Genomic DNA, 26,296 nt, shown 5'->3' on the forward strand with positions numbered 1-26,296 from the left:
TGACCTCCTCAGGTGAAGTCGGATCCTCCGTCGACGTTGACGTTGGCGCCGGTCATGTAGGAATTTCGCCGCGACGCGAGAAACGCGACGACGGGGCCGATCTCGTCCGGTAAGCCCGCCCGGGGCAGATGGGCCGGATGTCCGAAGTGCTCGTCGATGGCGGCCATCAACGCATACGGGTCTTTCCCGTCGACGCCGACCGATGCCGCCCAGCCCACCAACGCCTCGGACGCGATGCTGCCCGGCGACACCACGTTGACCATGATCTCGTCGGAGGCCAGCAGCAGGGACAGGTTCTTCGAAACGCTTGTCAACGCCGCCTTCGCGGCGGTGTAGGCGGGCAGGATCACGCTTTGGCGCTGCGTGGAGTGAGCGGAAAAGTTCACTATCCGAGCCCATTCCGCGCTGCGCAGCAGCGGAAGAGCCGAGCGCACGCAGTGCACCATGCCCATCACACCGCCGTCGAACGCGGTGCGCCACTGCTCGTCGGTCAGCTCCTCGAACGTGCCGACCGCGTCGGGGCCGACGGCGTTGATCAGCACGTTGAGCTCACCGTTCCACCGGCGAGCGACTTCGTCGAACACCCGCTGCACGGCGTCGGCGTCCGTGGTGTCTGCGACCAACCCCACCGTGTCGGGACTCCCGCACCGGGTCAGGGCCTGGGCGGCTTCGTCGAGCGCGGCCTGGGTGCGGCCGACGACCGCAACGCGCGCGCCGTCCTCGGCCAGACAACGCGCCGCCGCCAGCCCCATCCCGCGGCCGCCACCGACCACAACGGCGGCCGCGTCCTTCAGACCGAGATCCATGTCGCGGTCAGGTTCCGGTCCAGTTCGGCTGGCGCTTCTCGGCGAACGCGAGCGCGCCTTCCTTGGCGTCGTTGGACGTGAAGACCGGAATGATGTGCTCGAGTTGCTTCTGCCACATCTCGTCCTCGCTCCACTCTGCGGACTTGACGAGGATTTCCTTCGTGGTGGCCACCGCCAGCGGCCCGTTTGCCGTGATGCGCTCGGCGAGTTCGATCGCTCCGTCCAGCGCGCCGCCCGGTTCGGTCACCACGTTGACGAACCCCCACGCCGCGCCCTGCTCGGCGGTGAAGCTGTCGCCGGTCAACGCCAGTTCCAGCGCCTTCTGATACGGGATGCGCCGCGGCAGCCGCAGCAGCCCGCCACCTGCGGCCACCAGCCCGCGCTTGACCTCGGGGATGCCGAACTTCGCTTCGCGCGAGGCCACCACCAGATCCGTCGCGAGCACGACCTCGGTGCCACCGGCCAGCGCATAGCCCTCGACGGCGGAAATCAGCGGCTTACGCGGTGGCCGTTCGGTGAAGCCGATGCCGCGGCCGGCGATTGCGACCTGCTCGCCGGCGGCGAAAGCCTTGAGGTCCATGCCTGCGCAGAAGTTGCCTCCCGCACCCGTCAGCACCCCGACCGAGAGGTCCTTATCGGCGTCGAGTTCGTCGACCGCGTCGGCCAAACCCTGGCTGACCGCGAGGTTCACCGCGTTGCGCGAATCCGGTCGGTTGATCGTGATGACGAGAACACGCCCTCGGCGCTCCGTGAGAATTTCGTCCGACACTCTCGGCCTTTCGGTTCACCAGACTAGCTAGAAAAGCTTACTATAGGTCTTACAGTAGAACAGCGAAACGGCCGTGGGAGCCGTCGACCGGATGGCTCCCGGTAAGGTTGACGGTAACGGCCGAGCGGCGACACACTTGCAAAGACGCAGATCAGAGCACGGCTGCCGGTACATTCAGGTCCACCACCCCGGTTCGGGGGGCTGCGCGCGCGGCTGATTCCGATGGAGGTGCCCTTCGTGGCAAGGCAGGCAACCGCCGAGAAACGTCAGCGGCGTGAGCGCGGGTCCATCAATCCCGACGACATCATCAACGGCGCCTTCGAGCTCGCCGAACAAGTCGGCATCGACAACCTGTCCATGCCGCTGCTGGGCAAGCACCTCGGCGTCGGCGTCACGAGCATCTACTGGTACTTCCGCAAGAAAGACGAACTGCTCAACGCGATGACCGACCGCGCGTTGCGCCAGTACGTCTTCGCGACGCCCTATGTCGAGGCCAAGGACTGGCGCGAGACCTTGCGCAACCATGCGCGCACCATGCGAAAGACGTTCATGGGCAACCCCATTCTGTGCGACCTGATCCTCATCCGGTCTGCGCTGAGCCCGCGGGCGGCGAAGTTGGGCGTCCAAGAGGTCGAGAAGGCGATCGCCAGCCTGGTCGAGGCTGGGCTGTCGCCGGAGGACGCCTTCGACACCTACTCCGCGGTGTCGGTTCACGTGCGCGGGTCGGTGGTGTTGCAGCGGCTGCGGGACAAGAACCGCGCGGCCAACGAGGGGCCCAGCGACATCGAGGACACCATGTCGATCGACGCGGAGAGCACACCGCTGCTGGCCCTGGTCACCGAGAAGGGCCATCACATCGGTGCGGCCGACGAGAAGAACTTCGAGTTCGGTCTCGAATGCATCCTCGACCACGCCGAGCGGCTGATCGAGGCGAACAAGGCCAAGCCCGCGAAGAAGAAGCGCTAACCACGAGGCGATTTCGGTGTAGTTCGTCACGCCTACCGTGACCAACTACACCGAAATCACACGCGTTAGACCTCGATGACGACCGCGCCGCCCTGGCCACCGCCCGCGCACATCGCGGCCACGCCGATGCCGCCACCGCGTCGCTGCAGTTCGTAGATGAGCGTGGTCACCATCCGCGCACCCGAGGCGGCGATGGGATGGCCGAGGCTGCAACCACTTCCGGAGAAGTTCACCAGCTCCTCGTCGATGCCGTACTCGCGGCATGCCGCGATCGGCACCGAGGCAAACGCCTCGTTGATCTCCCACAGCGTGACGTCGGACGGCTTGAGCCCGGCCCGGTCGAGAACCTTGCCGATCACCTTGACCGCGCCCAGCCCGCAGTCGCGCGGCGCGACACCCGCTGACGCCCACGCCTTCACGGCCGCCATCTTGGTCAGCTTCTCGGCGTCGGCGTAGGCGCTGTCGACCAGGGCCACCGCGGCGGCGGCGTCGTTGGTGCCGCTGCTGTTGCCCGCGGTGATCGAGAAGCCCTCGATCTCGGGGTGCAGCACCTTCAGCCCGGCCAGCTTTTCGACGGTGGTGTCGCGACGGGGGTGCTCGTCGACGCTGAACTCGATCACCGATCCGTCGAACTGCTGCACCTTCAGCGGCACGATCTCGTCGACGAACTTGCCGGCGTCGATCGCCGCGACGGCGCGCTGGTGCGAGCGTGCGGCCCAGGCGTCCATCTCCTCGCGGGTGATGCCGGCGGACTGCGCGGTGTTCCAGCCCACCGTGATCGACATGTCCTTGCACGGCGCGTCGGGCGTTTCGACGTGCGTGGGCGGCATCCACCGCTCCTCGAACTTCAGCTCGGGACCGGGGATGCGCTGGTTGGTCAGCGGCGTCATCGACAGCGACTGCACGCCACCGGCGATCAGCGCGCGCTCCATCCCGGAGCCGATCTGGGCGGCGGCGTTGCCGATCGCGGTGAGGCTGCCCGCGCAGTGCCGGTTCACCGACTGCCCGGGAACGTGCTCCATACCCGTCGCAGTGGCCGCGTAGCGAGCGAGATCGCCTCCGCCGTAGTGTGATTCGGCGAAGATGATGTCGTCGATCGCGCTGGGGTCAAGCCCTGAGCGACGGACCACCTCGGGCAGCACGGTGGTGATCAGCGTCTCGGGCGTGGTGTTGACCAGGGTTCCCTTGAACGAGCGACCGATCGCTGTCCTGGTGGCACCGACGATGACGGGTGTGGGCATGTTAGATCCTCGCGCTGGATGTTATCGACTTTACAAAAATAGCAGCTTATGTATCGTCGGCGGAAGTGGCGGGCCTGTTCAGGGTTCCGGGACGTGGAAGTGCTCGTCGCGCAGCCGGAAGGCCTCCTTGGTGCCGTGCTGGGCGCGGGTCTTGACGAAGTTGAACTCACCGGGCGCGAACTGCAGGTTCGTCCCGTAGGCGTGGAAGAGATAGCTGGCGACCTCCTCGCCCTGGTAGGCCTGGCTTTGCTCGACGAGGCGGAACGCTTCCTTGGCGATGACGACGCCGTCGGCGGGCATCTTGGCGACTTTCTCCGCCCAGTATCGCGCCCGTGCGCTCACCGCCGCCGGTTCGCAGGTGTCGGTGAAGACGCCGAGATGTTCGATCGTGCCCGCCTCGATGATGTCGCCGGTCAGCAGCAACCGGCGGGCCAGCACGGGGCCCAACCGGTGAAAGAACATGTGCAGGCTGCCCAGCGCAGGCCCGAGGAACCGGGTCGCGGGCATGCCGATCTTGGTGTCGGTGGCGATGACGGCGATGTCGGCCATCAGCGCCATCTCGAAGCCGCCGCCGAGGGCGTAGCCGCTGATCTCGGCCACCGTCACCTTCGGAAAGCCCATCAGGTTGTGGTAGAAGCCAAAGGATTTGCGGTCCACCGCCAATCGCCGGCGCTGGCTGGGCCTGCTCTTGGCCTGCGCGTTGGCGGGGTCTTTGGCGGAGCCGTCAGCCTTGCCGTACCAGCCGTAGGCGTTGTTCATATCCGCCCCGGTCGAGAACACGCCATCGGCACCGCGTAGCACCACGACGACGATGTCGTCGTCCTCGGCCACCAGCTCCAGGCAGCGCCCGACCGTCTCGCGCATCGCCGCGTCATAGGAGTTGCGCTGTGACGGGTTGTTCAACGTGATCGTCGCGATCCGCTTGTCGTATTCGACGTCGAACAGGACGCGGTCGTCGCCGGTGGTCGTCATCGTGGTTCCCTCACTGCTCGGGGTGTGAAATCAGTTTGGCTTCAATGGTTTTGTCAGTTCCGACGGCCAGCGTGTTGCGCCGGGCGGCGGCCAGGTGAGCTTGGGCCAGCCGCACCGCGCGCGTCTCGTTCCCGTCGCGGATGGCATCCAGCAGGCGCTGGTGGTCCCGCAGCGCGGCCCGCATGGTGTTGTAGTTCATCGGATCGGCCGGGCTGGCCTCGTCGCTCCACACCGACGATTCGTGCGCCGACCAGATCAACTCCAGCGAGCCGATGACCAGGATCATCGGCTCGTTGCCGCAGCGCGACACGACGGCCTCGTGAAACCGCCTGGCGTTGGGCACATACCGCGACAGGTTGTCGAATTCTTCGCTCTGCGTGCGGATCGCGGCTTCCAGGTAGGGCACCACTTCGGTTTCGCGGTCTTCGCGGGCCGCGCACATACCCGCGCATATCGGTTCCAGATGCAGCAACGCGCCGCTGACATCTGCGGGTGTCGCCGAGCGGGTCTGCAGCACCATGCTGATCATGTGGGCGGTGCGCTCGGCCGACGGCAGATGTACGACCGCCCCGCCGACGTTTCCGCGGCGCACCGAAATCAGCCCGTCGGTCTCCAGCAGGTGGATCGCTTCACGCAGGGCCGGTGGGCTGACACCGAACTCGGCGAGCAGGCTGTCCTGCGAGGGCAGCACGTCGCCTTCCTTGATGCGGCCCGACAAGATGTCGTCGCGCAACCGCGACGCCACGATCTCGGCGACCCGAGGCTGACGGATGCGCTGCACGCTGGTCACGGGCTCGGCGCCCGCCGCTTGCCGAACTGCACCACCGACAGCCGATCCGGTGAGGTGGCCACGGTGCTGAACTCGCCGGTGCACAACACGTCGTCCTCGCGCAGCAACCGCGCGGTCGAGGTTACCCGGCCGTCGGATTCGGCGCGGACCACGTCGAAACGCAGCTCGGTCAGGATCGGTGTCGGCCGCTGGAAGGTCACCGTCAGCGAGCGCGTCTTGCCAGTGCGCCGCGCAGCGCAACTCTGATGTTGGGTGACGCAATCGAAGAACACGGCCAGGTGACCGCCGTGCACCAAACCCGGCGGGCCCTCGAAGACGACGGGGAAAGTAACGCGGCCCGACGCGTTTTCGTCGTCGAGATGATCGAAGGTGTATTCGGGAAAGCACGGGTTGTAGGCACCGATGTCGAAGGCGTGGTCGAGGTAGACCCGCCGGGTTTCGCTGCCGTCGCCCCCCATCCGGGGGGTCGGGTCGGGCGGCACGGCCGCGGCCAGCTCGGTCTCCCACTCGGCGATCTGGGCGAGCATGGCGTCCACGGTGGGGTGCTCGTGTTCCAGAGAGAGGAGCAGGCCGCTGAGCCGGCGGATGGCGCCGGCGGCGGCGACGGTCTGCGGCAGCGGCTCTTCGCCGAACCGGGGCCTGTCCGGTGCCATCGGTCCCCTTCCGCCGGCCGCGCTTTCCTTGCTAACTTGTACAAGATAGCAATACTGTATGTCTAACCGTATAGCTCAGGATGGGCGGATTCAACCGTGGACGAAGCGGCCGACGGGGTGGTCAGCGCGGTGCGTGACGGCGCTATCCTGCGCATCACGCTCGACCGCCCGTCGCGGCGGAACTCGTTGAGCCATCCGATGATCGACACGTTCGTCGCCGCACTGACCGACGCCGCCACCGACGATTCGCTGCGCGCGATCCACATCCGCGGCGCGGGCACCGACTTCTGCAGCGGGATGGACTGGGTCGCCACGAACTCCGCCGGCCAGCGGCCGCGCACAGGTCACCTCGTGCGCCGCCTCCCCCACACCGGCAACCGGGTGATCGAGCTGATCCACACGATCGCGCTGCCGGTGGTGTGCAGCGTGCGAGGCTGGGCGGTCGGACTGGGCTGCAACCTCGCACTGGCCGCCGACTTCACGGTGGCCACCGACGACGCGGTGTTCTGGGAGCCGTTCGTGGACCGCGGGTTCAGCCCGGACTCCGGGTCCACCTGGCTACTGCCCCGGCTGGTCGGCCTCACCCGCGCCAAGCAGATGCTGCTGCTCGGAGAAAAGGTCGACGCCGCCCAAGCCGCCGACTGGGGGCTGATCCACCGCGCCGTTCCCGACCCCGAACTGGGCGCGGTCAGCGAGGAACTGCTGTCCCGGTTGGCGTCCGGGCCCACGGTCGCGATCGGACTGGCCAAGCAGGCGATCTTCTACGGGCAGGATGCGACGCTGACCCAGTCGATGAACCAGGAACTGTACAACGTGGAACTGTCCTGCCGGACAACTGATTTCAAAGAAGGCCTGGCGGCCTTCCGCGATAAGCGGCCGCCGGATTTCCAGGGGCGCTGACGGATAGGGAGTTCGAACATGTCGTCAACTTTCACCGACATCAAGTACGAGGTCGACGGACACAAAGCCACGGTCACGCTGAACCGGCCCGACGCGCTCAACGCGCTGAGCCCGCACACCGTCAGCGAGCTGCGCAGCGCCTACGACGAGGCCGAGAACGACGACAACGTCTGGATCGTCATCGTGACAGGCACCGGGCGCGCGTTCTGCACAGGCGCCGACGTCGGTGAAATCCCCGAGGACGGCCGGGTGGTCTATGAACGCCCGTATCTGTCCACCTACGACCAGTGGGAGGCGCCGCAGGAAGGCACGCCACCGTTTCGGCGGATGGCCAAACCCGTCCTGACCGCCGTCAACGGGTTGTGCTGCGGTGCCGGGCTGGACTGGATCACCACCGGCGACATCGCGATCGCTTCAGACAAGGCGACGTTTTTCGACCCGCACGTGAGCATCGGGCTGGTGGCGGCCCGGGAGATGGTCCGGCTGGCGCGGGTGTTGCCGCGCAACGTCGCGCTGCGGATGGCGCTGATGGGCAAGCACGAACGGATGAGCGCGCAGCGGGCCTACGAGCTGGGGATGATAAGCGAGGTCGTGCAACACGACCGGTTGCTGGACCGGGCCAACGAGATCGCCGACATCGTCAACTCCAACGCGCCGCTCGCCGTTCGTGGTACCCGGTTGGCCATCCACAAGACGCTGGACCTGCCGATGCACGACGGCGAGATCCTCGCCGAGACGTTCCGCGAACGGGTGGTCCGCACCGAGGATGCACTCGAGGGACCGAAGGCGTTCATGGAAAAGCGCGCACCGAACTGGAAATGCCGATGACCGCAGACGGTTTCGAGACGATCCTGCTCGACCTTGACCCCGCGGATCACGTCGCGACGATCACCCTGAACCGGCCGGGTTCACTGAACGCGTTCAACCGCACGATGTGTGACGAGATGGCCGAGGCCTGGCGGATCGTCAAGTTCGACGACTCGGTCAACGCGGTCGTGTTGCGTGCCGCAGGCGACAAGGCGTTCAGCGCGGGCCTGGACATCAAGTCGTCGTACGGCCAACCCGACAACGTGTGGAATCACGAGGATCCCGGCGAGAAACTCAGCCCGAAGTGGCAGAAGATGTGGAAACCCGTGGTGTGCGCGGTGCAGGGCATGTGCACGGCGGGCGCGTTCTACTTCCTCAACGAATCCGACGTGGTGATCTGCTCGCAGGATGCGACCTTCTTCGATTCCCACGTCAGCGGCGGTCTGGTGTGCGCGCTGGAGCCGATCGGGCTGATGCGCCGCGTCGGACTCGGCGACACGCTGCGGATCGCGTTGATGGGCAACGACGAACGGGTCGGCGCGGACACCGCGCTGCGGATCGGGTTGGTGACGGAGGTGGTTACCGCCGAGACGTTGTGGGCGCGCGCTCATGAGATCGCGACCGGCATCGCGGCCAAACCGCCGTCGGCCACCCAGGGCACCGTGAAGGCGATCTGGGAGTCGCTGGAGAAGCCGTACCGTGCGGCGCTCGAACAGAACCTGATCTACACCAGGCTGGGCAATCCGCTCGGAACGGCCGAACTCGCCGCCCGCGGCGGCGACAGGACCACCCCGAGGATCCGATGACCACCGATCATCCGCTGCGCCGACGCATCGCCGCCGTGCTGCGCCTGCAGCCGGGCGCAAACGCCATCGAGTACGACGGGCAGTGGCTCACGTGGGGACAGGTCGCCGGCCTCGCGCACCAGGTCGCGGCCGTCGGCGTCGAAGACAGCCAAGTCGGAATCCTGTTGCGCAACAACCCGTCCCACGTGGCCGCCCTGCTCGGCGTGCTGGTGGGCGGCGGCACCGTCGTCGTCATCAACCCCTCGCGCGGCGATGACCGGATCAAGGACGACATCGAGGGACTCCGGCTCCCGCTGATCATCGGAACCGACGCCGACCTCGAGACGCTGGTGCAACCGTCCGCAAACACCACCACGGTGGCGATCGCCGGTATCACCGACCCACCGCATGTGGTGGCCGCGAACGGGGCCGGCCCCGACACCGGGCGGGCCGATGTCGCCGTACGGATGCTGACCAGCGGAACGACGGGGCCACCCAAGCGCGTCGACCTCACCTACGACATGTTGGCGTGCAGCGTGATCGGCACCGACTACGCCAACGCAACGGCACCGAAGGAACTGCGACGGGGTGTGGCGATCGTCAACGCGCCGCTGGTGCACATCGGCGGTGTGTACCGCGTCCTGCAGTGTGTCTGTGAGGCCCGCTCGTTCGCGCTCCTGGACCGCTTCGAACTGCACCCGTGGGCCGATGCGGTGCGCCGCCATCGCCCGCGCGCGGTGTCGCTGGTGCCCGCCGCATTACGCACCGTCCTGCACTCTGATCTGACCCGCGACGATCTGGCCGGCATCCGCGCGGTCACCTCCGGTACCGCGCCGCTGTCGGCCGAGGACGCCGATGCGTTCACCGCCAAATTCGGCATACCGGTGCTGACATCCTATGCCGCAACCGAATTCGGCGGCGGCGTGGCCGGCTGGTCATTCGCGGACTATCAACGGTACTGGAAAGCCAAGCGGGGCAGCGTCGGACGGGCCACGCTCGGCGCGCAGTTGCGGGTGGTGGATGACGCAGGCACACCGTTGGCGGCCGACCAGCCCGGGCTGCTGGAGGTCAAACCGGGTCAGCTCGGGCCGTCCGCGGACTGGCTGCGCACCACCGACATGGCCCGCATCGACGCCGACGGTTTTCTGTGGATCCTCGGCCGCGCCGACCAGGCGATCATCCGGGGCGGCTTCAAGGTGATGCCCGACGAGGTGCGTGCCGCACTGGAGAGCCACCCCGCCGTGCACGGCGCCGCGGTCGTCGGCCGCCCCGACGAGCGGCTCGGCGAGACGCCGGTGGCCATGGTGGAACTGCGCGAACACGTCGAGACGGCCGCGCTGATGGATCACCTGCGAACCCGGCTGGCGCGCTACGAGATCCCCACCGACATCACCGTCGTCGCCGAGATCCCCCGCACGCCGTCGGGCAAGCCCGATTTGAACGCGATCCGAGAATTCTTCACCACCTCCGTCGAGCATGCCTGAAACCACGGTCGGCGCGGTGCTGCGGGGGCAGGCCGAACGTCGCGGCGCCCACCCCTTTCTGATCTGCGACGCCGACCGGCTCACCTACGCCGACGCCGACAAACGATCCGCGCGCTTGGCCCGCGGCCTGATCACGCTCGGCGCGGGTAAAGGCACCCATGTCGGCGTGCTGTACCCGAACGGCTCAGCGTTCGTGGTCGCGATGATGGCCGCAGCGCGAATCGGCGCCGTTGTCATCCCGTTCTCCACCTTCGCCACCGCACCGGAGCTACGTGAGCAACTGGCCCACGCCGACGTCGAAATCCTGCTCGCCACCGCGTCGTACCGGACCCACGACTACCGGCAGCGGCTCGACGGGATCGTGGACTCGCTTCCGCTGTTGCGCCACGTGCTGATCGACGCCGGGCCCGACGGCAGGGTGGACGAGGCGCTGCTGGGCGCGTTGGAAAGCGACGTCGACGCCTGTGATCCGCTGGCGATCGTGTACACCTCGGGGTCCACCAGCGCGGCGAAAGGCGCGCTGCACACCCACGCGTCGCTGCTCGAACACCAGCGCGCGCTCAACACGTTCCGTGGTCTGACCGCCCAGGACAAGTTGTTCTGCAATTCCCCGTTCTTCTGGATCGGCGGGTTCGCGTTCGCGATCCTGGCCGTGCTGTTGGAAGGTGCGACGCTGGTCTGCTCCAACGCTGTCGACGCGGGCGACACGCTCGATCTGATCGAGGCCGAAAAGCCGACCATGACCAACGGTTTCGTGGCCGGCATCGCCAACCTTGCCCGCCATCCGAGCCTGCCGCAGCGGGATCTGTCGTCGCTGCGTCGCGGCAACCTGTACCCGATCATGGCCCCGCAGCTGCGCCCGGCCGATCCTGAGTTGCGGCACTCGATGCTGGGAATGACCGAATCCGGCAGCGTCATCACGATCAGCGCCGACGATTCCGACCAGCCAGAGCACCGGCGCGGATCCTTCGGCAAACCGCTGCCCGGCTTCGACACCAAGGTCATCGATCCCGACACCGACGCCGCCGTCGCCGTCGGCGAAATCGGGGAACTCTGCATCCGCGGCCCGTACCTGATGCAGAGGTACTACAAGCGCAGCCGCGAAGAGTGCTTCGATGCCGACGGCTGGTTTCACACCGGTGATCTCGTGCGCGTCGATCAAGACGGATACGTCTACTTCGTCGGCAGGCACGGTGCGATGATCAAGACCGCGGGAGCCAACGTCGCGCCCGCGGAGGTCGAACGGGCGATCGCCGGGGTGACCGGCGGAACGGTGGCACACGTCGTCGGCATCCCCGATTCCGAGCGCGGACAACTGGTCGCCGCCGTCATCGCGCTGGACGACGACACGCAGGCGTTCGACGCGTCGGCGCTTCGTGAAGCGCTGAAGGGTGAACTGTCCGCATACAAGATTCCCCGTCGGTTCGTCGTCATGCCGAGTTCGCAGATACCGGTGCTGTCCAGCGGCAAGATCGACATTCCCCGGCTGACAAAGGTATTCGATGCCTGACACGATCGACGCGCTGATCCGGCTGCACGCCGCCAACCACGGGTCCACACTGATGGTGATCGACCAGGACCACCGGATGACCTACGCCGAGCTCGACGCCGGCACTCGCGAGCTGGCCGCGGCGTTGTTCGCCGCCGGCGTCGGCAAGGGCACCCGCGTCGGGCTGATCATGCCCAACAGCGTCGAATGGGTGCGGATCGCGATGGCGCTGACCCGCATCGGCGCCGTGCTGGTGCCGTTGAGCACGCTGCTGACCGCTCCGGAACTGGCCGCGCAGCTGCGCGTCGCTTCGGTGCAGATCCTGATCACCGTCGAGGAGTTCCGCGGGCACCGCTATCTCGACGATCTGTCCAGCGTACGGGCCGATCTGCCTGCGCTACATCAGGTGTGGCGCGCCGACCAGCTACCGTCGACCGGCGACGCCGGGCCGATCGACGCCGTCACCGCGGCCGTCACCCCCAGCGACACGCTGGCGATCATGTTCACCTCCGGCAGCAGCGGCCCACCCAAAGGGGTCATCCACTCGCACGGCAACGCGTTGCGCGCCGTGCGCTCCGGCCTTGACGCGCGCTGTATCGACGTCGACACCCGGTTGTATCTGCCGATGCCGTTCTTCTGGGTCGGTGGGTTCGGCAGCGGCATCATGACCGCGCTGGCGGCGGGCGCGACGCTGGTCACCGAACAGATTCCGCAGCCGGAGACGACCCTGCGGTTGTTGGAGCGTGAACGGGTCACGTTGTTTCGGGGCTGGCCCGACCAGGCCGAGGCGCTGGCGCGGCAATCCGGGTCGGTCGACGCCGATCTGTCGGCGCTGCGTCCCGGCAGCCTCGAGGCGCTGCTGCCCGCCGAGCACCGTGGTGCGCCGGGCGCGCGGGCGAAGCTGCTCGGCATGACTGAGTCGTTCGGACCCTACTGCGGGTTTCGTGCCGACACCGATATGCCCCGCTCTGCCTGGGGCAGCTGCGGAAAGCCGTTCGACGGCATGCAAGTCCGGATCGTGGACGCCAAAACCGGCCAGCCGGTACCGGCGGGCGTCACCGGGGTGATCCAGATCCGCGGGCCGCATGTGATGCGCGGAATGTGCCGGCGCGGCCGCGAAGAGCTGTTCACCCCCGACGACTACTACCCCACCGGCGACCTCGGCCATCTCGACGACGACGGGTTCCTGTTCTTCCACGGCCGCTCCGATGACATGTTCAAGGTCAGCGGTGCGACGGTCTATCCCAGCGAGGTCGAACAAGCGTTACGGACCATCGACGGTGTCCACAATGCGTGCGTCACCGACGTTTCCGGCGCCGTCGGCGCCCTCGTCGTCGGGGACATCTCCGTTGCGCAGATCCGCGCCGCGGCGCGCACGCGGTTGAGTGCGTTCAAGGTTCCCACGGTCTGGCTGCTGGTCGACTCCGACGACGACATTCCGCGCAAGGCCTCGGGCAAGGTCGACGTCGCCAAGATGCGCGCGTTGCTCGCCGAAAGCTGACCGGGCGGCCACGCGCCGCGATCGACGTCTTGGCGACTTTTACCCGCACTTTCCCGCCCAATTGTCCCTTTGGGCGTGAAAGCTAGGTGACCACGCCGCGTTCGGTGAGGTGGTCGATCAGCGGCTCGGCGCCCGCAGCGAGATGCTCCGACATCGCCGTGCGGGCCAGGTGCTCGTCGCGGTGTTCGAGCGCGGCCAACAGCCGTCGATGGTGTTGGTTGGACTTCTCCGGCCACCCCGCGATCGTCGGATACACCGACTCCGGTGCGTAGCGGGTGATCTGCGACATCAACTGGGCCAGCTTGGGTGAGTCGGCGGCCACGTTGATCGCCCGGTGGAATTCGTGGTTGAGGCGGACGACGAGCTCGACGTCGTCGCCGGCATACGCCGACTCCAGCTCGGTCTGGATCTTTTCCACCCCACGCCACTGCTCGTCGGTGATGTTGGCCGCGGCCCGCGCCGCCAGTTCGCCGCCGATGTAGGCCTGCACGTTGGACACATCGGTCAGGTCACGACCCGTCACGGGCAGCACCACAAAACCGCGCCGCGGTTGTTGTGCGAGCAGGCCTTCGGCCTTCAGCTCGAACAGCGCCTCGCGCACCGGGGTGACGCTCACCCCCAGTTCTGCCGCGAGTTGATCTAGCCGCACATAGTTTCCCGCCGCATACGTGCCGTCGAAGATGCGCCCGCGCACGAAGCGCGCGACATCCTCAGCCAACTGCGGGCGGGTGGCGAAATCCGGGGCCGACACGGTCAGATCCGGTAGTCCGCGAGCAGCCGCTTGCTGATGATGTTCTTCTGGATCTCGCTGGTGCCCTCACCGATGAGCAGGAACGGGGCGTCGCGCATCAGCCGTTCGATCTCGTACTCCTTGGAGTACCCGTATCCCCCGTGGATGCGGAAGCTCTGTTCGGTGACCTCCGAACAGAACTCACTGGCCAGGTACTTGGCCATGCCCGCGGCGACGTCATTGCGTTCGCCGGAGTCCTTGAGCCGGGCAGCGTTGACCATCATCAGATGGGCAGCCTCGACTTTGGTTGCCATTTCGGCCAATTGGAAGGCCACCGCCTGATGCTCGGCGATCGGCTTACCGAACGTCTGCCGCTGCTGGGCGTACCGCACCGCGAGCTCGAACGCGCGGATCCCGACGCCGCACGCCCGTGCCGAAACGTTGACGCGGCCCACCTCGATACCGTCCATCATCTGGACGAAACCCTGACCGGGTGCTTCGCCGAGGATGTCGTCCGCATGTGCCACATACCCGTCGAAGATCATCTCGGTGGTGTCGATGCCCTTGTAGCCGAGCTTGTCGATCTTGCCGGGAATGCTCAGGCCGGGCACGACTTCGCCGAAGCCGACCGGCTTTTCGACCAGGAACGCGGTCAGGTTGCGGTGCGGCTTGTCGGCGCCTTCGTCGGTGCGCACCAGCACCGCGACCAGCGTCGAGCTTGCGCCGTTGGTCAGCCACATCTTCTGGCCGTCGATCGTATAGTTGCCGTCGGCGGTGCGGGTGGCGCGGGTACGGATCGCCGCGACGTCAGAACCCAACTCGGGTTCGGACATCGAAAACGCGCCGCGCGTCTCGCCGGCCGCCATCCGGGGCAGATAACGCTGCTTCTGTGCATCGGTGCCGTGCTGACGCAGCATGTAGGCGACGATGAAATGGGTGTTGAGCACGCCGGATACGCTCATCCAGCCGCGCGCGAGTTCCTCGACGCACAGCGCATAGGTCAGCAGCGATTCACCTAAACCGCCGTACTCCTCGGGGATCATCAGCCCGAACAGACCCATGTCCTTCATCTGGTCGACGATGGCCTGCGGGTAGGTGTCGGTCTTCTCGAGATCCGGCGCGTTCGGGATGACCTCTTTCTCCACGAACTGGCGAACGGTGGCGAGGATTTCGGTCTGCACCTCGGTCAGCCCGAGAGTCTGGGCGAGTTTGGTCACGCGCCGATCCTTTCGAAAACGGCTGCCAGTCCCTGCCCGCCGCCGATGCACATGGTTTCCAGGCCGTAGCGAGCGTCGCGGCGGTTCATCTCGCGAGCCAGCGTGGCCAGCATGCGTCCTCCGGTCGCGCCGACCGGGTGGCCAAGCGAGATGCCGGAGCCATGCACGTTGGTGCGCTCGTGGTCGGCGGCGGTGAACTTCCACTCGCGCATCGCCGCCAGCGCCTGGGCGGCGAACGCCTCGTTGAGCTCGATGAGGTCGATATCCGCCAGCGTCAACCCGGCTTTGGCCAGCGCGGCGTCGGTGGCCGGCACCGGACCGATACCCATCACGTTTGGCGCCACCCCGGCCGCTCCCCAGGACACCAGCCGCACCAACGGGGTGAGGCCGAGTTCGTCGGCCCGCTCGGGTGTGGTGACGATACACATGGACGCGGCGTCGTTCTGCCCGCTGGAGTTGCCCGCGGTGACGGTGGCCTCCGGATCTTCCTTGCCCAGAACAGGTTTGAGCTTGCTCAATGCCTCGACGGAGGTGTCGGCGCGCGGGTGCTCGTCGGTGTCGACCAGCTCATCGCCGGCGCGGGTGCGCACGGTGACGGGCACGATCTCCTCGGCGAGGACGCCGTTCTTCTGCGCGGCCACCGCCCGCCGGTGTGACGTCACCGCCAGCTCGTCCTGTTCCTGTCGGGAGATGCCGTACTGGCGGCGCAGGTTCTCGGCGGTCTCGAGCATGCCGCCAGGCACCGGATAGTGCTGTCCGCCCGCGGTGGTGCGGCCGCGGGCCAGCCCGTCGTGCACGCGCACACCGGATCGAGCCCCGCCCCAGCGCATGTCGGTCGAGTAGAACACGACGTTGCTCATGCTTTCGGCGCCGCCTGCGACCACGACGTCGTTGTCGCCACCGGCCACCTGCAGACAGGCCTGGATGACGGCCTGCAGACCCGAACCGCAGCGACGATCGACCTGCATACCAGGCACGGTGACCGGCAGACCCGCGTCGAGCGCCACCACGCGGCCGATCGCGGGTGCCTCACTGTTGGGATAGCAGTGGCCGAGGATGACGTCCTGCACTGCGCCGGGGTCGATCCCGGTCCTGTCGAGCAGGCCCTTGAGCGCGGTGACGCCGAGGTCGACGGCGGTCAGCGATTTGAACATGCCGCCGTAGCGGCCGATCGGTGTGCGTACCGGTTCGCAGATCACCGCGTCACGCATGGCACCCCTCTTTTCTCGCCCAACGGGACAAACCGGCGGGAAAGTGCGAGTAGATCCCGCCATTTCGTCGAGTTCGGCTCATACGTATCGGCCGCCGGTCACCTCGAGCACCGTTCCGGTCATGTACGACGACAGATCGCTGGCCAGAAACAATGCCACCTTGGCCACCTCGGCGGGCTCACCGGCGCGCCCCATCGGCACCTCCGCGAGCTTCTGATCCCAAATCCGTTGCGGCATGGCTTCTGTCATCGCCGACCGGATCAGCCCTGGCTGAATGGCGTTGACCCGCACACCGAGATGGGCGAGCTCCTTGGCGGCTGCCTTCGTCAAACCGACGATGCCGGCCTTGGCCGCCGAATAGTTCGTCTGGCCGACCAGGCCGACCTTGCCCGAGATCGACGACATGTTCACGATCGCGCCGCGCTTGTTCTCGCGCATGATCGCCGCGGCCGCCTTGGTGCCGTTCCAGGTCCCCTTCAGGTGCACGGCGATGACCTGGTCGAACTGCTCTTCGGTCATCTTGCGCATGGTCGCGTCGCGGGTGATGCCGGCGTTGTTGACCATGATGTCCAACCCGCCGAAGCGCTCGAGCGCGGCGCTGACGAGCGCGTCGACCTCGGCTGCATCGGTGACGTCGCAGCGCACCGCCGACGCGACGTCATCTCCGCCGAGCTGTTTCACCGCCGCCTGCGTCGCGACGAGATCAAGATCGCCGAGCACCACGCGCGCCCCCTCGGCGATGAACCGCTCCGCGATCGCCAGGCCGAGGCCCTGTGCACCGCCCGTGACGACGGCCGTCTGTCCGGTCAACAACGACACCTAGCTCACCCTCCTCGTCGGGATCAGCCCCCTGAGGGCCGGATCAATCGCACATCATATTTCATATATGATCGCCCGAGTTACGGGCCGGCGCAGGCCACGCGAGCAGACGCAGAGTCGCGCGTTCCGCGGCGGTATCGTGCGATTCCGCGTCTGCTCGCGGAACGAACGCGCTGGACGAACTCGCTGGACGTACTCGCGGAAATGCTCGCGCCGCTCCGATGCCGAAGGGAAGCATGTGCCGATGACCGCATCCGACGTCAACCACGACGATTTCCGGGAGATCCTGGCCCAGACCCGGCACTTCGTGCGTACCGCGGTGGTGCCGCGCGAACAGGAGATCCTGCGCGAGGACCGCGTTCCCGACGATCTGCGCGAGCAGGCCAAGCGGATGGGCCTGTTCGGCTACGCCATCCCCCAGCAGTGGGGCGGGCTGGGCCTCGACCTGGTGCAGGACGTCGAGTTGGCGATGGAACTGGGCTACACATCGCTGGCTTTGCGGTCGATGTTCGGCACCAACAACGGCATCGCCGGGCAGGTGCTGGTCGGCTTCGGCACCGACGAGCAGAAGGCCCGCTGGCTGGAACCCATCGCGAGCGGCGACGTCGTCGCATCCTTCGCCCTCACCGAGCCGGGCGCCGGTTCCAACCCGTCGGGGTTGCGTACGAAAGCCGTTGCCGACGGCGATGATTGGGTCATCACCGGCCAGAAGCGGTTCATCACCAACGCGCCGACGGCAAACCTGTTCGTGGTCTTCGCCCGCACCCGTCCGGCCGATGACGCCGGGGCGGGCATCGCGGTCTTTCTGGTGCCCGCCGATACGCCCGGCGTCCAGGTCGGCGCCAAGGACGCCAAGATGGGCCAGGAAGGCGCATGGACGGCCGACGTCAGCTTCGACGACGTGCGGGTGCCCGCGGCGGCGCTCGTCGGCGGCAGCGAGGACATCGGCTACCGCGCCGCGATGATCTCTTTGGCGCGGGGGCGCGTGCACATCGCGGCGATCGCGGTCGGCACCGCACAGCGTGCGCTCGACGAGTCGGTGACCTACGCCGCCACCGCCACACAGGGCGGGACCCCGATCGGGAACTTCCAGTTGGTGCAGGCGATGCTCGCCGACCAGCAGACCGGGGTGCTGGCCGGGCAGGCGTTGGTCCGCGACGCGGCACGCAAGTGGGTCGACAACGAAGATCGCCGTATCGCCCCGTCGGCGGCGAAGCTGTACTGCACCGAAATGGCAGGCAAGGTCGCCGATCTCGCGGTGCAGATCCACGGCGGCAGCGGTTACATGCGCGAGGTCACCGTCGAGCGGATCTACCGGGACGTGCGGCTACTGCGGTTGTACGAGGGCACCAGCGAAATCCAGCGGCTCATCATCGGGTCGAACCTGGTCAAAACGGCACAGAAGGAGCGCGCATGAGCGGACGGCTGACCGGCAAGGTGGCCTTCATCACCGGAGCCGCCCGCGGCCAGGGCCGGGCTCACGCCGTCCGGATGGCCCGCGAGGGCGCGGACATCATCGCGATCGACATCGCCGGCAAGCTGCCCGTCTGCGTGCCATACGACCACGCGACTCCTGAAGACCTCGCCGAGACCACCCGCCTCGTCGAGGCAACGGGCCGCCGCATCCTCGCCTCCGAAGTCGACGTCCGCGACACCGAGGGGTTGAACCAGGCGGTGGCCGAGGGCGTCGCCGCCTTCGGCCGCCTCGACATCATCGTCGCCAACGCGGGCATCTCCCCGCCCCAGGTGTGGGATGAGATCACCGTCGACGACTTTCGAGACGTCATGGACATCAACGTCACCGGCACCTGGAACACGGTGATGGCCGGCGCCCAGAAGATCATCGACGGTGGCCGCGGCGGATCCATCATCCTGATCAGCTCGGCGGCGGGACTCAAGCTGCAACCGTTCATGATCCACTACACGGCCAGCAAGCACGCCGTCACCGGGATGGCGCGCGCGTTCGCCGCCGAACTGGGCAAGCACTCCATCCGGGTCAACAGCGTGCACCCCGGTCCGGTCAACACCGCGATGGGTTCCGGCGACATGATCACGGCGATCGGCAAGGTGATGGAGACCAACCCGGCGCTGCAGAACATGATGACGCCGTTCCTGCCGACGTGGATTCTCGAGCCAGAGGATGTCGCCGACGTGGTCTACTGGCTTGCCTGCGACGAGTCGAGATACCTGACCGCGACGGCGATCCCCGTCGACCAGGGGTCAACCCAGTACTGAACGGATCGTCAGCGGATGTAGCGCACGATCGACTCCGCGACCGCGGCCGGCTTCTCCGAGCCCGCTATCTCCACCGTGGTGGTCATGGTCGACTGCACCGCGCCGTCGAGCTGATCGACTTTTGAGATCTCCGCGCGGGCACGTACTTTCGCGCCTACCTTGACCGGCGTGATGAAGCGAACCTTGTTGTAGCCGTAGTTGATCGCCATCGTGACGTTGCCGACGGTGTAGAGCTGGTGCATGAAGTGCGGCAGCAGCGACAGCGTCAGCAGCCCGTGCGCAATCGTGCCACCGAACGGGCCGTCCGCCGCACGCTTCGGGTCAACGTGAATCCATTGGTGATCGTCGGTGGCGTCGGCGAACAGGTTGACCCGCTCCTGGCTGATTTCCAGCCACTCCGTGGGACCCAGTTCGCTGCCTTCAGCCGCGACGAGCTCATCGAGGTCCTTGAACGTTCTCACTGCTACTCCTTCGTCCCGTCAGAAGACCACCCGCATCAGACGATGCGGTCCTCACAGTGCCATAGCACCGCGCGCGACAGAACAAGCACTCCCCGTCGGTGCCGCGGAACCCCGGATCCGGTGCACCGGCGCAAACTCGGCAGTTCCTGACAATGGCCAGGAGGCGGGATTTGCCGGTTGTAATCGATTACCCACCGCCGCGCATACCGAGAATTCGTCTCGCTACGCGCTTGCAGAGCAAAATTTTGGCAATCCGGGCCTGGAACCAGGACGCTGCGCGGATTGAGTTCGCCACGGACGATTACTTACTTCAATGACCTGCGGGTATAATTGCTATATAGATAGCCATAAAGCGCTCGACAGCTGTGGTGTCCGCGAAGCTACTCCTGGGTATTCTTTCGACACGGGACAAGATTTCGTCGCTAGCTGGTTTTCCAGCGGCCGACAGCGAGATACTCAAGATTGCATGCGCACTTCACTATCCAAGAAATCAAAGCCGACCAATGGTTGGTCGGCCGCCTAAAGAATGGACGACCATGACGATTTCCCCCGTCGACATCACCGACCCCATTGTCACCAGCCTGCAGGACAGCCCGAGCTGTTGGGATCCCCAGACCGAGTGCACGGTCGTGTTCGCCGATCCGAAAGTCGAGCGGGACCTGTGGCAGGACTTCGTCCGCGGAGCGTGCAAAAGCTACAGCAATCATGGGGTCGAGCGGGCGCTTGACATGGACGCTCTGCCGTCGGGCCGGGACACGATCCTGTTCGCGGCCTGCGTCGACGACGCAGGCCGGGTGGTCGGCGGACTGCGCGCAAAGGGGCCCTACCAGTCGGCCGAGGAGTGCCATGCGCTGCAGGAGTGGAGCGGCCAGCCAGGCTATGCCGCGGTGCGCAAAATGGTCGCCGACCGTTTGCCGTTCGGCGTCGTCGAGATGAAGACCGCCTGGGTGACCGATGACCCCGACCGCAGCCGGCAGTTGACCAGCGCAATCTCACGTACCCCCCTGCACGCGATGAACCTGCTCGACATTCAGTTCATCGTGGCGACGGCGGCCTCCTACGTTCTCAAGCGCTGGTTGTCCTCGGGCGGCCAGCTGGCGACCAAAATCCCCGCGACGCCCTACCCCGATCACCGCTACCAGACCAGGCTGGCCTGGTGGGATCGGCGCACCTTCGCCAATTATGCTGATCCGCAGCAGCTTTCGCTATTCTACGCAGAACAGCGGCAGATGGCGCCATGGCTGCATTCAGCTGACGACCTGATGGCTGCCGGAATCGCGCAATGACAGCAGGCACCCCTGGTGCAGAGCAGTGCAACGCAATAGTCCTCAATACTGACGATCCGCTCCTCCAGGAGTTGCGGGCTGACCCACATGTCGAGTTCATCGACGCGGCCAGCGCGCAGCGCGCAGCCCTGGAGGGTTTGCGGCCGCCGGTAGGCGCTGAGGTGACCGGCGAGCCGGCCCGATGGGTCCACTACCCGTGGCGGGCAAAGGTAGTCAGTGTGCTGGGCCCGCGCGGCTTCAGGCGGTTGCGGCTGGACCGCAACCGCAACCTGGTCACCGGCGCCGAACTCGACCGGCTCAGCCGGCTGCGTATCGGTGTCGTCGGCCTCAGCGTGGGACACGCCATCGCATACACCCTTGCCGCGCAAGGCTTCTGCGGTGAACTGCGACTCGCCGACTTCGACGACCTCGAACTGTCCAATCTGAACCGAGTGCCCGCCACCGTTTTCGACCTGGGTGTGAACAAAGCGGTGGTATGCGCGAGACGGATCGCCGAACTCGACCCCTATCTGCGGTTGGTGGTGCAAACGTCGGGTATCACAGAGGATTCCGTCGACGAGTTCATGGACAACGTCGACATCGTGCTCGAAGAGTGTGACTCGCTGGACGCGAAGGTACTTGTCCGCGAGGCGGCGCGGGCAAGGCGGCTGCCGGTGTTGATGGCCACCTCCGACCGTTGCCTGCTCGACGTCGAAAGGTTCGACCTCGAACCGAGCCGGCCGATATTGCACGGTCTGATCGGTGATGTGGACGCCGCGCAACTCAGGAACCTGGACGCCCGTGAGAAAGTTCCGCACTCGCTGCGGTTGGTCGATGCCACACAGGTGTCCCCGCGCATGGCGGCATCGCTGATCGAGGTCGGCAAGACGCTGTCGACATGGCCGCAGATCGCCTCGGAGGTGGCGCTCAACTCCGCGGCGGTCGCCGAGGCGGTCCGGCGGATCGGCCTCGGGGAACCACTTGCCTCCGGCAGGGTGCGAATCGACCTCGCCGCGGGGCTCGACCGCATCGAAGAACCGGTCCTCGCCGCGGCCGAACAATGGGTTGATGACCGCCCCGAATCACCGGCGACGGCAGCTGACGCGATCCAGGCCGTCGTAGCCGCGGCCAACCGCGCACCCTCCGGCGGAAACGCGCAGCCGTGGCGCATCCAGGCCCTCGGCGATTCGGTGAGTATCGCGCTGGACCCCGAACGCGCGACGACGATGGACGTCGGCTGCCGGGCCAGTGCCGTAGCAGTGGGTGCGGCCGCCTTCAACGCACGCGTTGCCGCCGCAGCCCACAAGATGGTCGCCGAAGTAAGGCTCGAATCCGGCGGTGAACGCTCTCCCCTGGTTGCGACGGTGGATCTGGCGGCAGGTGACGATCCGGCGCTCGCCACGCTCTACGACGCGGTGCTGCGCCGAGAGACCAACCGCCGGCCGGCCAAGCACGACCCCATCGCCCCGCACACCCGGGAGCTTCTGCGCGCGGCCGCACAGCGGGAGGGTGCCCGACTCGAAATTCTCAGCACGGCAGAACAGCTCGACGCCGCCGCGCGAATTCTCGCCGCCGCTGACCGCATCCGCTACCTGACGCCGCGGCTACACGCCGAGATGATCAGCGAGCTTCGCTGGCCCGGTGACCCCTCACCTGACACCGGTATCGACATCCGCAGCCTCGAGTTGCCGCAGGGCGACCTGGTGATGCTGGACATCCTGCGACGCCCGGAGGTGATGGCCCAGCTCGCCGCTTGGGACGGCGGAACCGCGCTCGGTGACGACACCTACGACCGGGTCACCGCATGCTCGGCGCTCGGCGTGGTCTCCGTACAAGGCCACCGTCTGGTCGACTATGCGCGCGCGGGTTCGGCGGTCGAGTCGGTGTGGGTGACCGCCCAACAGCAAGGGCTTGGTGTCCAACCGGTTTCACCGGTCTTCCTCTACGCCGTCGACGCCGAGGACCTGCGGGCCCTGTCTGCTGCATTTGTCGAGGAGCTTGCCGAGCTGCAATACACTTTCCGTGAGCTCGCCAACACCGAGCCCACGGAATCGCAGGCCTTGATACTCCGGTTCGCTGATGTGCCGAGCCCGTCGGTGCAAAGCCGCCGCCGCAGTGTGTTTCGTCCTGTTACGGAGGATTAGTGCCCAGAAGCCTGGAAGTCCTCGTCACATCGGTCGCTACCGAGTTGATGGGTGTGAACGCGGCCAGCGAGGTGGAGGTCAGCCAGCGCGTGCTGGCCGATCTTGTGGAGTACTTCGGGGTGGACGTCAGTTTCCTGCGCCGCAACGATCACGAGATACGGGCTTCGGTGTTGGTGGCCGAGTGGCCGGTGCGCCCCGGGATCCCTGACCCGGACCCGCTGGCGGTGGTGTATTTCAACGACGCCGACCCGGTATTCGCGCTCGCCGAGCACCAAAAGGAGCCGATCGTTTTCCGCCCCGAACCGGCGACCGACGAATACCAGCACACGATCAACGAAGGCCGGCAGGTGCCCGCCACCTCGATGGCGTGCGTACCGCTGCTCTCCGGTGACATCACCTCCGGGGTGCTCGGCTTCGTCAAGTTCGGCGACCGCGACTGGACACCGGCCGAGCTGAACGCGCTCAAGGCGATCGCCTCGCTGTTCGCCCAGGTGCAGGCCCGTATCGACGCCGAGGACCAACTGCGCTACCTGGCCGAACACGACGACCTGACCGGGCTGTTCAACCGCCGCGCGCTGTTGACGCGCCTGGACGCCCGACTGCAGGCGGGCCAACCCGGTCCGGTTGCGGTGTTGTTCTTCGACCTGGACCGGCTCAAGGCGATCAACGACTATCTCGGCCACACTGCGGGCGACTGGTTCATCCGAACCCTGGCAGAGCGGCTCACGGAGTACGCAGAGGGCCCGAATATGATCGCGCGACTCGGCGGTGACGAGTTCGTGGTGGTACCCGCCAGACCGATGGAGTGCGCCGAGGCGGAGGCTTTGGCCCATCAACTGAAATCAACGCTGCACGAACGCGTCGCCGTCGACGGTGAGATGCTCACCCGCACAGTCAGTGTCGGTGTGGCAGTTGGCATTCCGGGCCGAGATTCCACCTCGGACCTGCTCGGACGCGCCGACCAAGCGGTGCTCAACGCCAAGAGTTCGGGCGGTAACCAGGTGGCGGTGTTCTCCGACGAAATGGTGCTGGACAGCGAATTTCGCAATGACATCGAACTTCACCTGCAAAGTCAGATCGAAGGCGGTGCGCTGGTTCTGCACTACCTTCCCGAGATCGACATGCGCACCGGCGAGATCCTGGCCGCGGAGGCGTTGGTCCGCTGGCAGCATCCGACCCGTGGTTTGCTCTCACCCGATGCGTTCATCGGTGTCGCCGAGTCGATCAACCTCGCGGGTGAACTAGGCCGCTGGGTCATGCGCGCTGCCTGCGCCGAGTTCGCCAGCTGGCGGGCGCGCGGCGTGGGACACGATGCACTGCTGCGGATCAACGTCTCACCGGTGCAGTTGGTCACCGGCGGGTTCGCCGAATCGGTCGCCGACATCCTCGACGAGTTCGGGCTCGACGGCACATCGGTATGTCTGGAGATCACTGAAAGCGTTGTGGTGCAAGACATCGAGACCACCCGTATCACGCTGGCGGCGCTGAAAGATGTCGGGGTGAAGCTCGCCATCGACGACTTCGGCACCGGTTACAGCGTGCTGTCGCACCTGAAGTCGCTGCCTGTCGACACGCTCAAGATCGACAGAAGCTTCGTACGTGACCTGGGGGTCAACGCGGGCGACCTCGCGATCGTGCGCGCGATCATCGCGCTCGCCGAGGCGTTCGGCCTGGAGTTGGTCGCCGAGGGTGTCGAAACCGACGCCGCGGCAATGACGTTGCTGCAGCACGGATGTCACCGCGCTCAGGGATTCTTGCTATCGCGTCCGATCCCAAGCGAGGAGATGGTGGCGCTACTGGCCAAAGGACGTATGCCCGTGCACTTTTCCGCAACGCCACTGGGGTGAGCGGTCGTGCGTGGCGTGCAGGTTCAGGTGCAACCGGCGGTTAACCGGTCGGCAGGTAGGTGGGACCGGCTGACCGAGGGATTCCGAGGTGAGCAGCTCGACGCGCCCGAACCGGCTGGCGTGCTTGCTGACCAAGCAGACCCGCAGCGCGGAATCGCCGGCCGGTAGCCGAGCCGAACTGGCCGATCCGACGTGGGCACCGCCTGCGGCGACCGTGACGCCGTGTCGGGCACGCACGGCCAGCGGACCCTCGGGCGTGGTGAACACCGCGCCGACCACGGCGCCTTCCTCGAAGACGATGCGTTGCAGCACGCTGCCGGCGTGCGCTTCGATGCGCCGGTCACGTGCCTGCGCCAGCAGCCAATCGTGCACCGATGCGCTCGGATCACCTGGGGCGGGTGCGATCGATCCGATATCCGCGACGGCGATCATGTCGCCGTCGCTGGCCTGCACGGTGCTCGAGTGCCAATCCGACACCCGGGAGTGCAGATATCCGTAGGGCGAAGCCAGGCAGCGCGCGGCCCAGTCCCCGAGCCGTGCGCCGACGAACGGGGCCACGGTGCGGCCGGACTGCGTCGACGAGGGCTCGGACACCACCCGGATCGGTACATCGAGGTCGCTGGCCGAACGCAGCGGCAGTGGGCCGAGGTCGGACGATAGCGCCGCGAGGTAGTCGTTGGTCTCCTCGTCGAAGCTGTCGAGGCCTAACCACGGCGAGATCCGGTTCGCCCTCTCGCCAGGGGTCGGTGCGGCAGCGGAACCGGCGATGTAGACGTCACCACCTACATCGGCCACCGCGATGGCGGTGGCCAGGCCCGCGGTTCCATCGCCGGCACATACCAGGTCAACTTCTTCATCCCAATTCACCGTTAACTACCTCAGTATTGCTGTAGGAGCTGGCGTTGACCTCGACACCAGCAACGGCCGTAGCCGTTGGGCGAACAAAACAGACATAGATTGCGGGGCCACGTGAAGCCGCCCCATCCGACCGCTGAAATCGAAGAGGTTTGCCGGCGTCGAGCACGGCTATCGCCGAACGTGTCTTCGAAGGTTGATGCGACGTGCATTGGGTCGGTCGTGACGACCGAAATCCGGCCCGGCCGCGAACTGCACGCCAATGTGCAGGTCGGCGCGAACCGCAAGTCATCACAGGCTGCACTTTACATACTTTTCGGCTGTTATGCCCGTAACAACATGACTTAGA

The 26,296-nt window shown here is 66.6% G+C and carries 24 protein-coding genes; 12 read left to right on the forward strand and 12 right to left on the reverse strand.

Annotated elements, in window-relative coordinates:
- Positions 1-8: 8 nt before the first annotated feature.
- Both K3U96_RS17905 and K3U96_RS17910 read right to left on the reverse strand, forming a co-directional pair.
- Complete coding sequence (locus K3U96_RS17905) at positions 9-806, reverse strand: SDR family NAD(P)-dependent oxidoreductase (protein ID WP_220690597.1); 798 nt, start codon at positions 804-806, stop codon at positions 9-11.
- Positions 807-813: 7 nt separating this feature from the next.
- Positions 814-1,575: a crotonase/enoyl-CoA hydratase family protein gene (locus K3U96_RS17910; protein ID WP_069407671.1), complete on the reverse strand. Its 762-nt coding sequence runs from the start codon at positions 1,573-1,575 to the stop codon at positions 814-816.
- Between the two features lie 237 nt (positions 1,576-1,812).
- Between K3U96_RS17910 and K3U96_RS17915 the strand changes: the two genes are divergently transcribed.
- Positions 1,813-2,541, forward strand: coding sequence for a TetR/AcrR family transcriptional regulator (locus tag K3U96_RS17915; protein ID WP_220690598.1), 729 nt, complete (start codon positions 1,813-1,815; stop codon positions 2,539-2,541).
- 65 nt (positions 2,542-2,606) lie between these two features.
- Here the strand turns inward: K3U96_RS17915 and K3U96_RS17920 are convergent, their stop codons facing one another.
- From K3U96_RS17920 to K3U96_RS17935, 4 genes are all read right to left on the reverse strand, one after another.
- Positions 2,607-3,782 (reverse strand): thiolase family protein, encoded by a 1,176-nt coding sequence (locus K3U96_RS17920; protein WP_220690599.1) that lies wholly within the window; start codon positions 3,780-3,782, stop codon positions 2,607-2,609.
- Positions 3,783-3,860: 78 nt separating this feature from the next.
- A complete protein-coding gene (locus tag K3U96_RS17925; RefSeq protein WP_220690600.1) occupies positions 3,861-4,754 on the reverse strand; it encodes an enoyl-CoA hydratase/isomerase family protein in 894 nt (297 codons plus the stop codon).
- 10 nt (positions 4,755-4,764) lie between these two features.
- A complete protein-coding gene (locus K3U96_RS17930) occupies positions 4,765-5,544 on the reverse strand; it encodes a FadR/GntR family transcriptional regulator (RefSeq protein WP_069407917.1) in 780 nt (259 codons plus the stop codon).
- Positions 5,541-6,197 carry a hotdog family protein gene (locus K3U96_RS17935; protein ID WP_220690601.1) on the reverse strand — a complete coding sequence of 219 codons (657 nt, stop codon included), beginning with the start codon at positions 6,195-6,197 and terminating at the stop codon, positions 5,541-5,543. The genes K3U96_RS17930 and K3U96_RS17935 overlap by 4 nt, the downstream gene beginning before the upstream one ends.
- Before the next feature lie 96 nt (positions 6,198-6,293).
- Here K3U96_RS17935 and K3U96_RS17940 point away from each other — a divergent pair, with 96 nt between their 5' ends.
- From K3U96_RS17940 to K3U96_RS17965, 6 genes are read left to right on the forward strand one after another with little or no spacing between them, the layout of a single operon-like run.
- On the forward strand, positions 6,294-7,097 hold the full coding sequence (locus tag K3U96_RS17940; RefSeq protein ID WP_220690602.1) for an enoyl-CoA hydratase/isomerase family protein: 804 nt from the start codon (positions 6,294-6,296) through the stop codon (positions 7,095-7,097).
- An 18-nt stretch (positions 7,098-7,115) separates the two neighbouring features.
- Positions 7,116-7,925 (forward strand): enoyl-CoA hydratase/isomerase family protein, encoded by an 810-nt coding sequence (locus tag K3U96_RS17945; RefSeq protein ID WP_220690603.1) that lies wholly within the window; start codon positions 7,116-7,118, stop codon positions 7,923-7,925.
- Positions 7,916-8,710 carry an enoyl-CoA hydratase/isomerase family protein gene (locus K3U96_RS17950; RefSeq protein WP_220690604.1) on the forward strand — a complete coding sequence of 265 codons (795 nt, stop codon included), beginning with the start codon at positions 7,916-7,918 and terminating at the stop codon, positions 8,708-8,710. Before K3U96_RS17945 ends, K3U96_RS17950 begins: the two co-directional genes overlap by 10 nt.
- Entirely contained in the window at positions 8,707-10,173 is a 1,467-nt protein-coding gene (locus K3U96_RS17955) for an AMP-binding protein (protein WP_220690605.1), read from the forward strand. Before K3U96_RS17950 ends, K3U96_RS17955 begins: the two co-directional genes overlap by 4 nt.
- Positions 10,166-11,683: a class I adenylate-forming enzyme family protein gene (locus K3U96_RS17960; RefSeq protein ID WP_220690606.1), complete on the forward strand. Its 1,518-nt coding sequence runs from the start codon at positions 10,166-10,168 to the stop codon at positions 11,681-11,683. Before K3U96_RS17955 ends, K3U96_RS17960 begins: the two co-directional genes overlap by 8 nt.
- The gene (locus tag K3U96_RS17965; RefSeq protein WP_220690607.1) at positions 11,676-13,163 is read left to right on the forward strand and encodes a class I adenylate-forming enzyme family protein; all 1,488 of its coding nucleotides are present in this window, start codon (positions 11,676-11,678) and stop codon (positions 13,161-13,163) included. Before K3U96_RS17960 ends, K3U96_RS17965 begins: the two co-directional genes overlap by 8 nt.
- A gap of 82 nt (positions 13,164-13,245) precedes the next feature.
- Here the strand turns inward: K3U96_RS17965 and K3U96_RS17970 are convergent, their stop codons facing one another.
- The 4 genes from K3U96_RS17970 to fabG all read right to left on the reverse strand — a co-directional run bounded on the left by K3U96_RS17970 (position 13,246) and on the right by fabG (position 17,140).
- Positions 13,246-13,914, reverse strand: a complete 669-nt coding sequence (locus tag K3U96_RS17970) for a GntR family transcriptional regulator (protein WP_220690608.1) — start codon at positions 13,912-13,914, stop codon at positions 13,246-13,248.
- Positions 13,915-13,916: 2 nt separating this feature from the next.
- Positions 13,917-15,110, reverse strand: a complete 1,194-nt coding sequence (locus K3U96_RS17975) for an acyl-CoA dehydrogenase family protein (protein WP_220690609.1) — start codon at positions 15,108-15,110, stop codon at positions 13,917-13,919.
- Positions 15,107-16,321, reverse strand: a complete 1,215-nt coding sequence (locus K3U96_RS17980; protein WP_220690610.1) for an acetyl-CoA C-acetyltransferase — start codon at positions 16,319-16,321, stop codon at positions 15,107-15,109. Before K3U96_RS17980 ends, K3U96_RS17975 begins: the two co-directional genes overlap by 4 nt.
- Positions 16,322-16,399: 78 nt before the next feature.
- Positions 16,400-17,140 (reverse strand): 3-oxoacyl-ACP reductase FabG, encoded by a 741-nt coding sequence (gene fabG, locus K3U96_RS17985; RefSeq protein WP_220690611.1) that lies wholly within the window; start codon positions 17,138-17,140, stop codon positions 16,400-16,402.
- 244 nt (positions 17,141-17,384) lie between these two features.
- On the opposite strand from fabG, the gene K3U96_RS17990 reads away from it, so the two are divergent.
- Positions 17,385-18,557: an acyl-CoA dehydrogenase family protein gene (locus K3U96_RS17990; RefSeq protein ID WP_220690612.1), complete on the forward strand. Its 1,173-nt coding sequence runs from the start codon at positions 17,385-17,387 to the stop codon at positions 18,555-18,557.
- Entirely contained in the window at positions 18,554-19,375 is an 822-nt protein-coding gene (locus tag K3U96_RS17995; protein WP_220690613.1) for a mycofactocin-coupled SDR family oxidoreductase, read from the forward strand. Before K3U96_RS17990 ends, K3U96_RS17995 begins: the two co-directional genes overlap by 4 nt.
- 8 nt (positions 19,376-19,383) lie before the next feature.
- On the opposite strand, the gene K3U96_RS18000 is transcribed toward K3U96_RS17995, so the two are convergent.
- Positions 19,384-19,836 (reverse strand): MaoC family dehydratase, encoded by a 453-nt coding sequence (locus K3U96_RS18000; protein WP_069407870.1) that lies wholly within the window; start codon positions 19,834-19,836, stop codon positions 19,384-19,386.
- Positions 19,837-20,372: 536 nt separating this feature from the next.
- Between K3U96_RS18000 and K3U96_RS18005 the strand changes: the two genes are divergently transcribed.
- The 3 genes from K3U96_RS18005 to K3U96_RS18015 are packed head-to-tail and all read left to right on the forward strand — an operon-like array spanning position 20,373 to position 25,092.
- On the forward strand, positions 20,373-21,122 hold the full coding sequence (locus K3U96_RS18005) for a hypothetical protein (protein ID WP_069407869.1): 750 nt from the start codon (positions 20,373-20,375) through the stop codon (positions 21,120-21,122).
- Entirely contained in the window at positions 21,119-23,245 is a 2,127-nt protein-coding gene (locus tag K3U96_RS18010; RefSeq protein WP_220690614.1) for an Rv1355c family protein, read from the forward strand. Before K3U96_RS18005 ends, K3U96_RS18010 begins: the two co-directional genes overlap by 4 nt.
- 47 nt (positions 23,246-23,292) lie before the next feature.
- Positions 23,293-25,092 carry a putative bifunctional diguanylate cyclase/phosphodiesterase gene (locus K3U96_RS18015; protein ID WP_069407867.1) on the forward strand — a complete coding sequence of 600 codons (1,800 nt, stop codon included), beginning with the start codon at positions 23,293-23,295 and terminating at the stop codon, positions 25,090-25,092.
- Here the strand turns inward: K3U96_RS18015 and K3U96_RS18020 are convergent.
- Positions 25,039-25,959 carry an FAD-binding protein gene (locus tag K3U96_RS18020; protein ID WP_220690615.1) on the reverse strand — a complete coding sequence of 307 codons (921 nt, stop codon included), beginning with the start codon at positions 25,957-25,959 and terminating at the stop codon, positions 25,039-25,041. The genes K3U96_RS18015 and K3U96_RS18020 overlap by 54 nt on opposite strands.
- Positions 25,960-26,296 lie beyond the last annotated feature (337 nt).

It is taken from the genome of Mycolicibacterium holsaticum DSM 44478 = JCM 12374 (assembly GCF_019645835.1).
GTDB lineage: Bacteria > Actinomycetota > Actinomycetes > Mycobacteriales > Mycobacteriaceae > Mycobacterium > Mycobacterium holsaticum.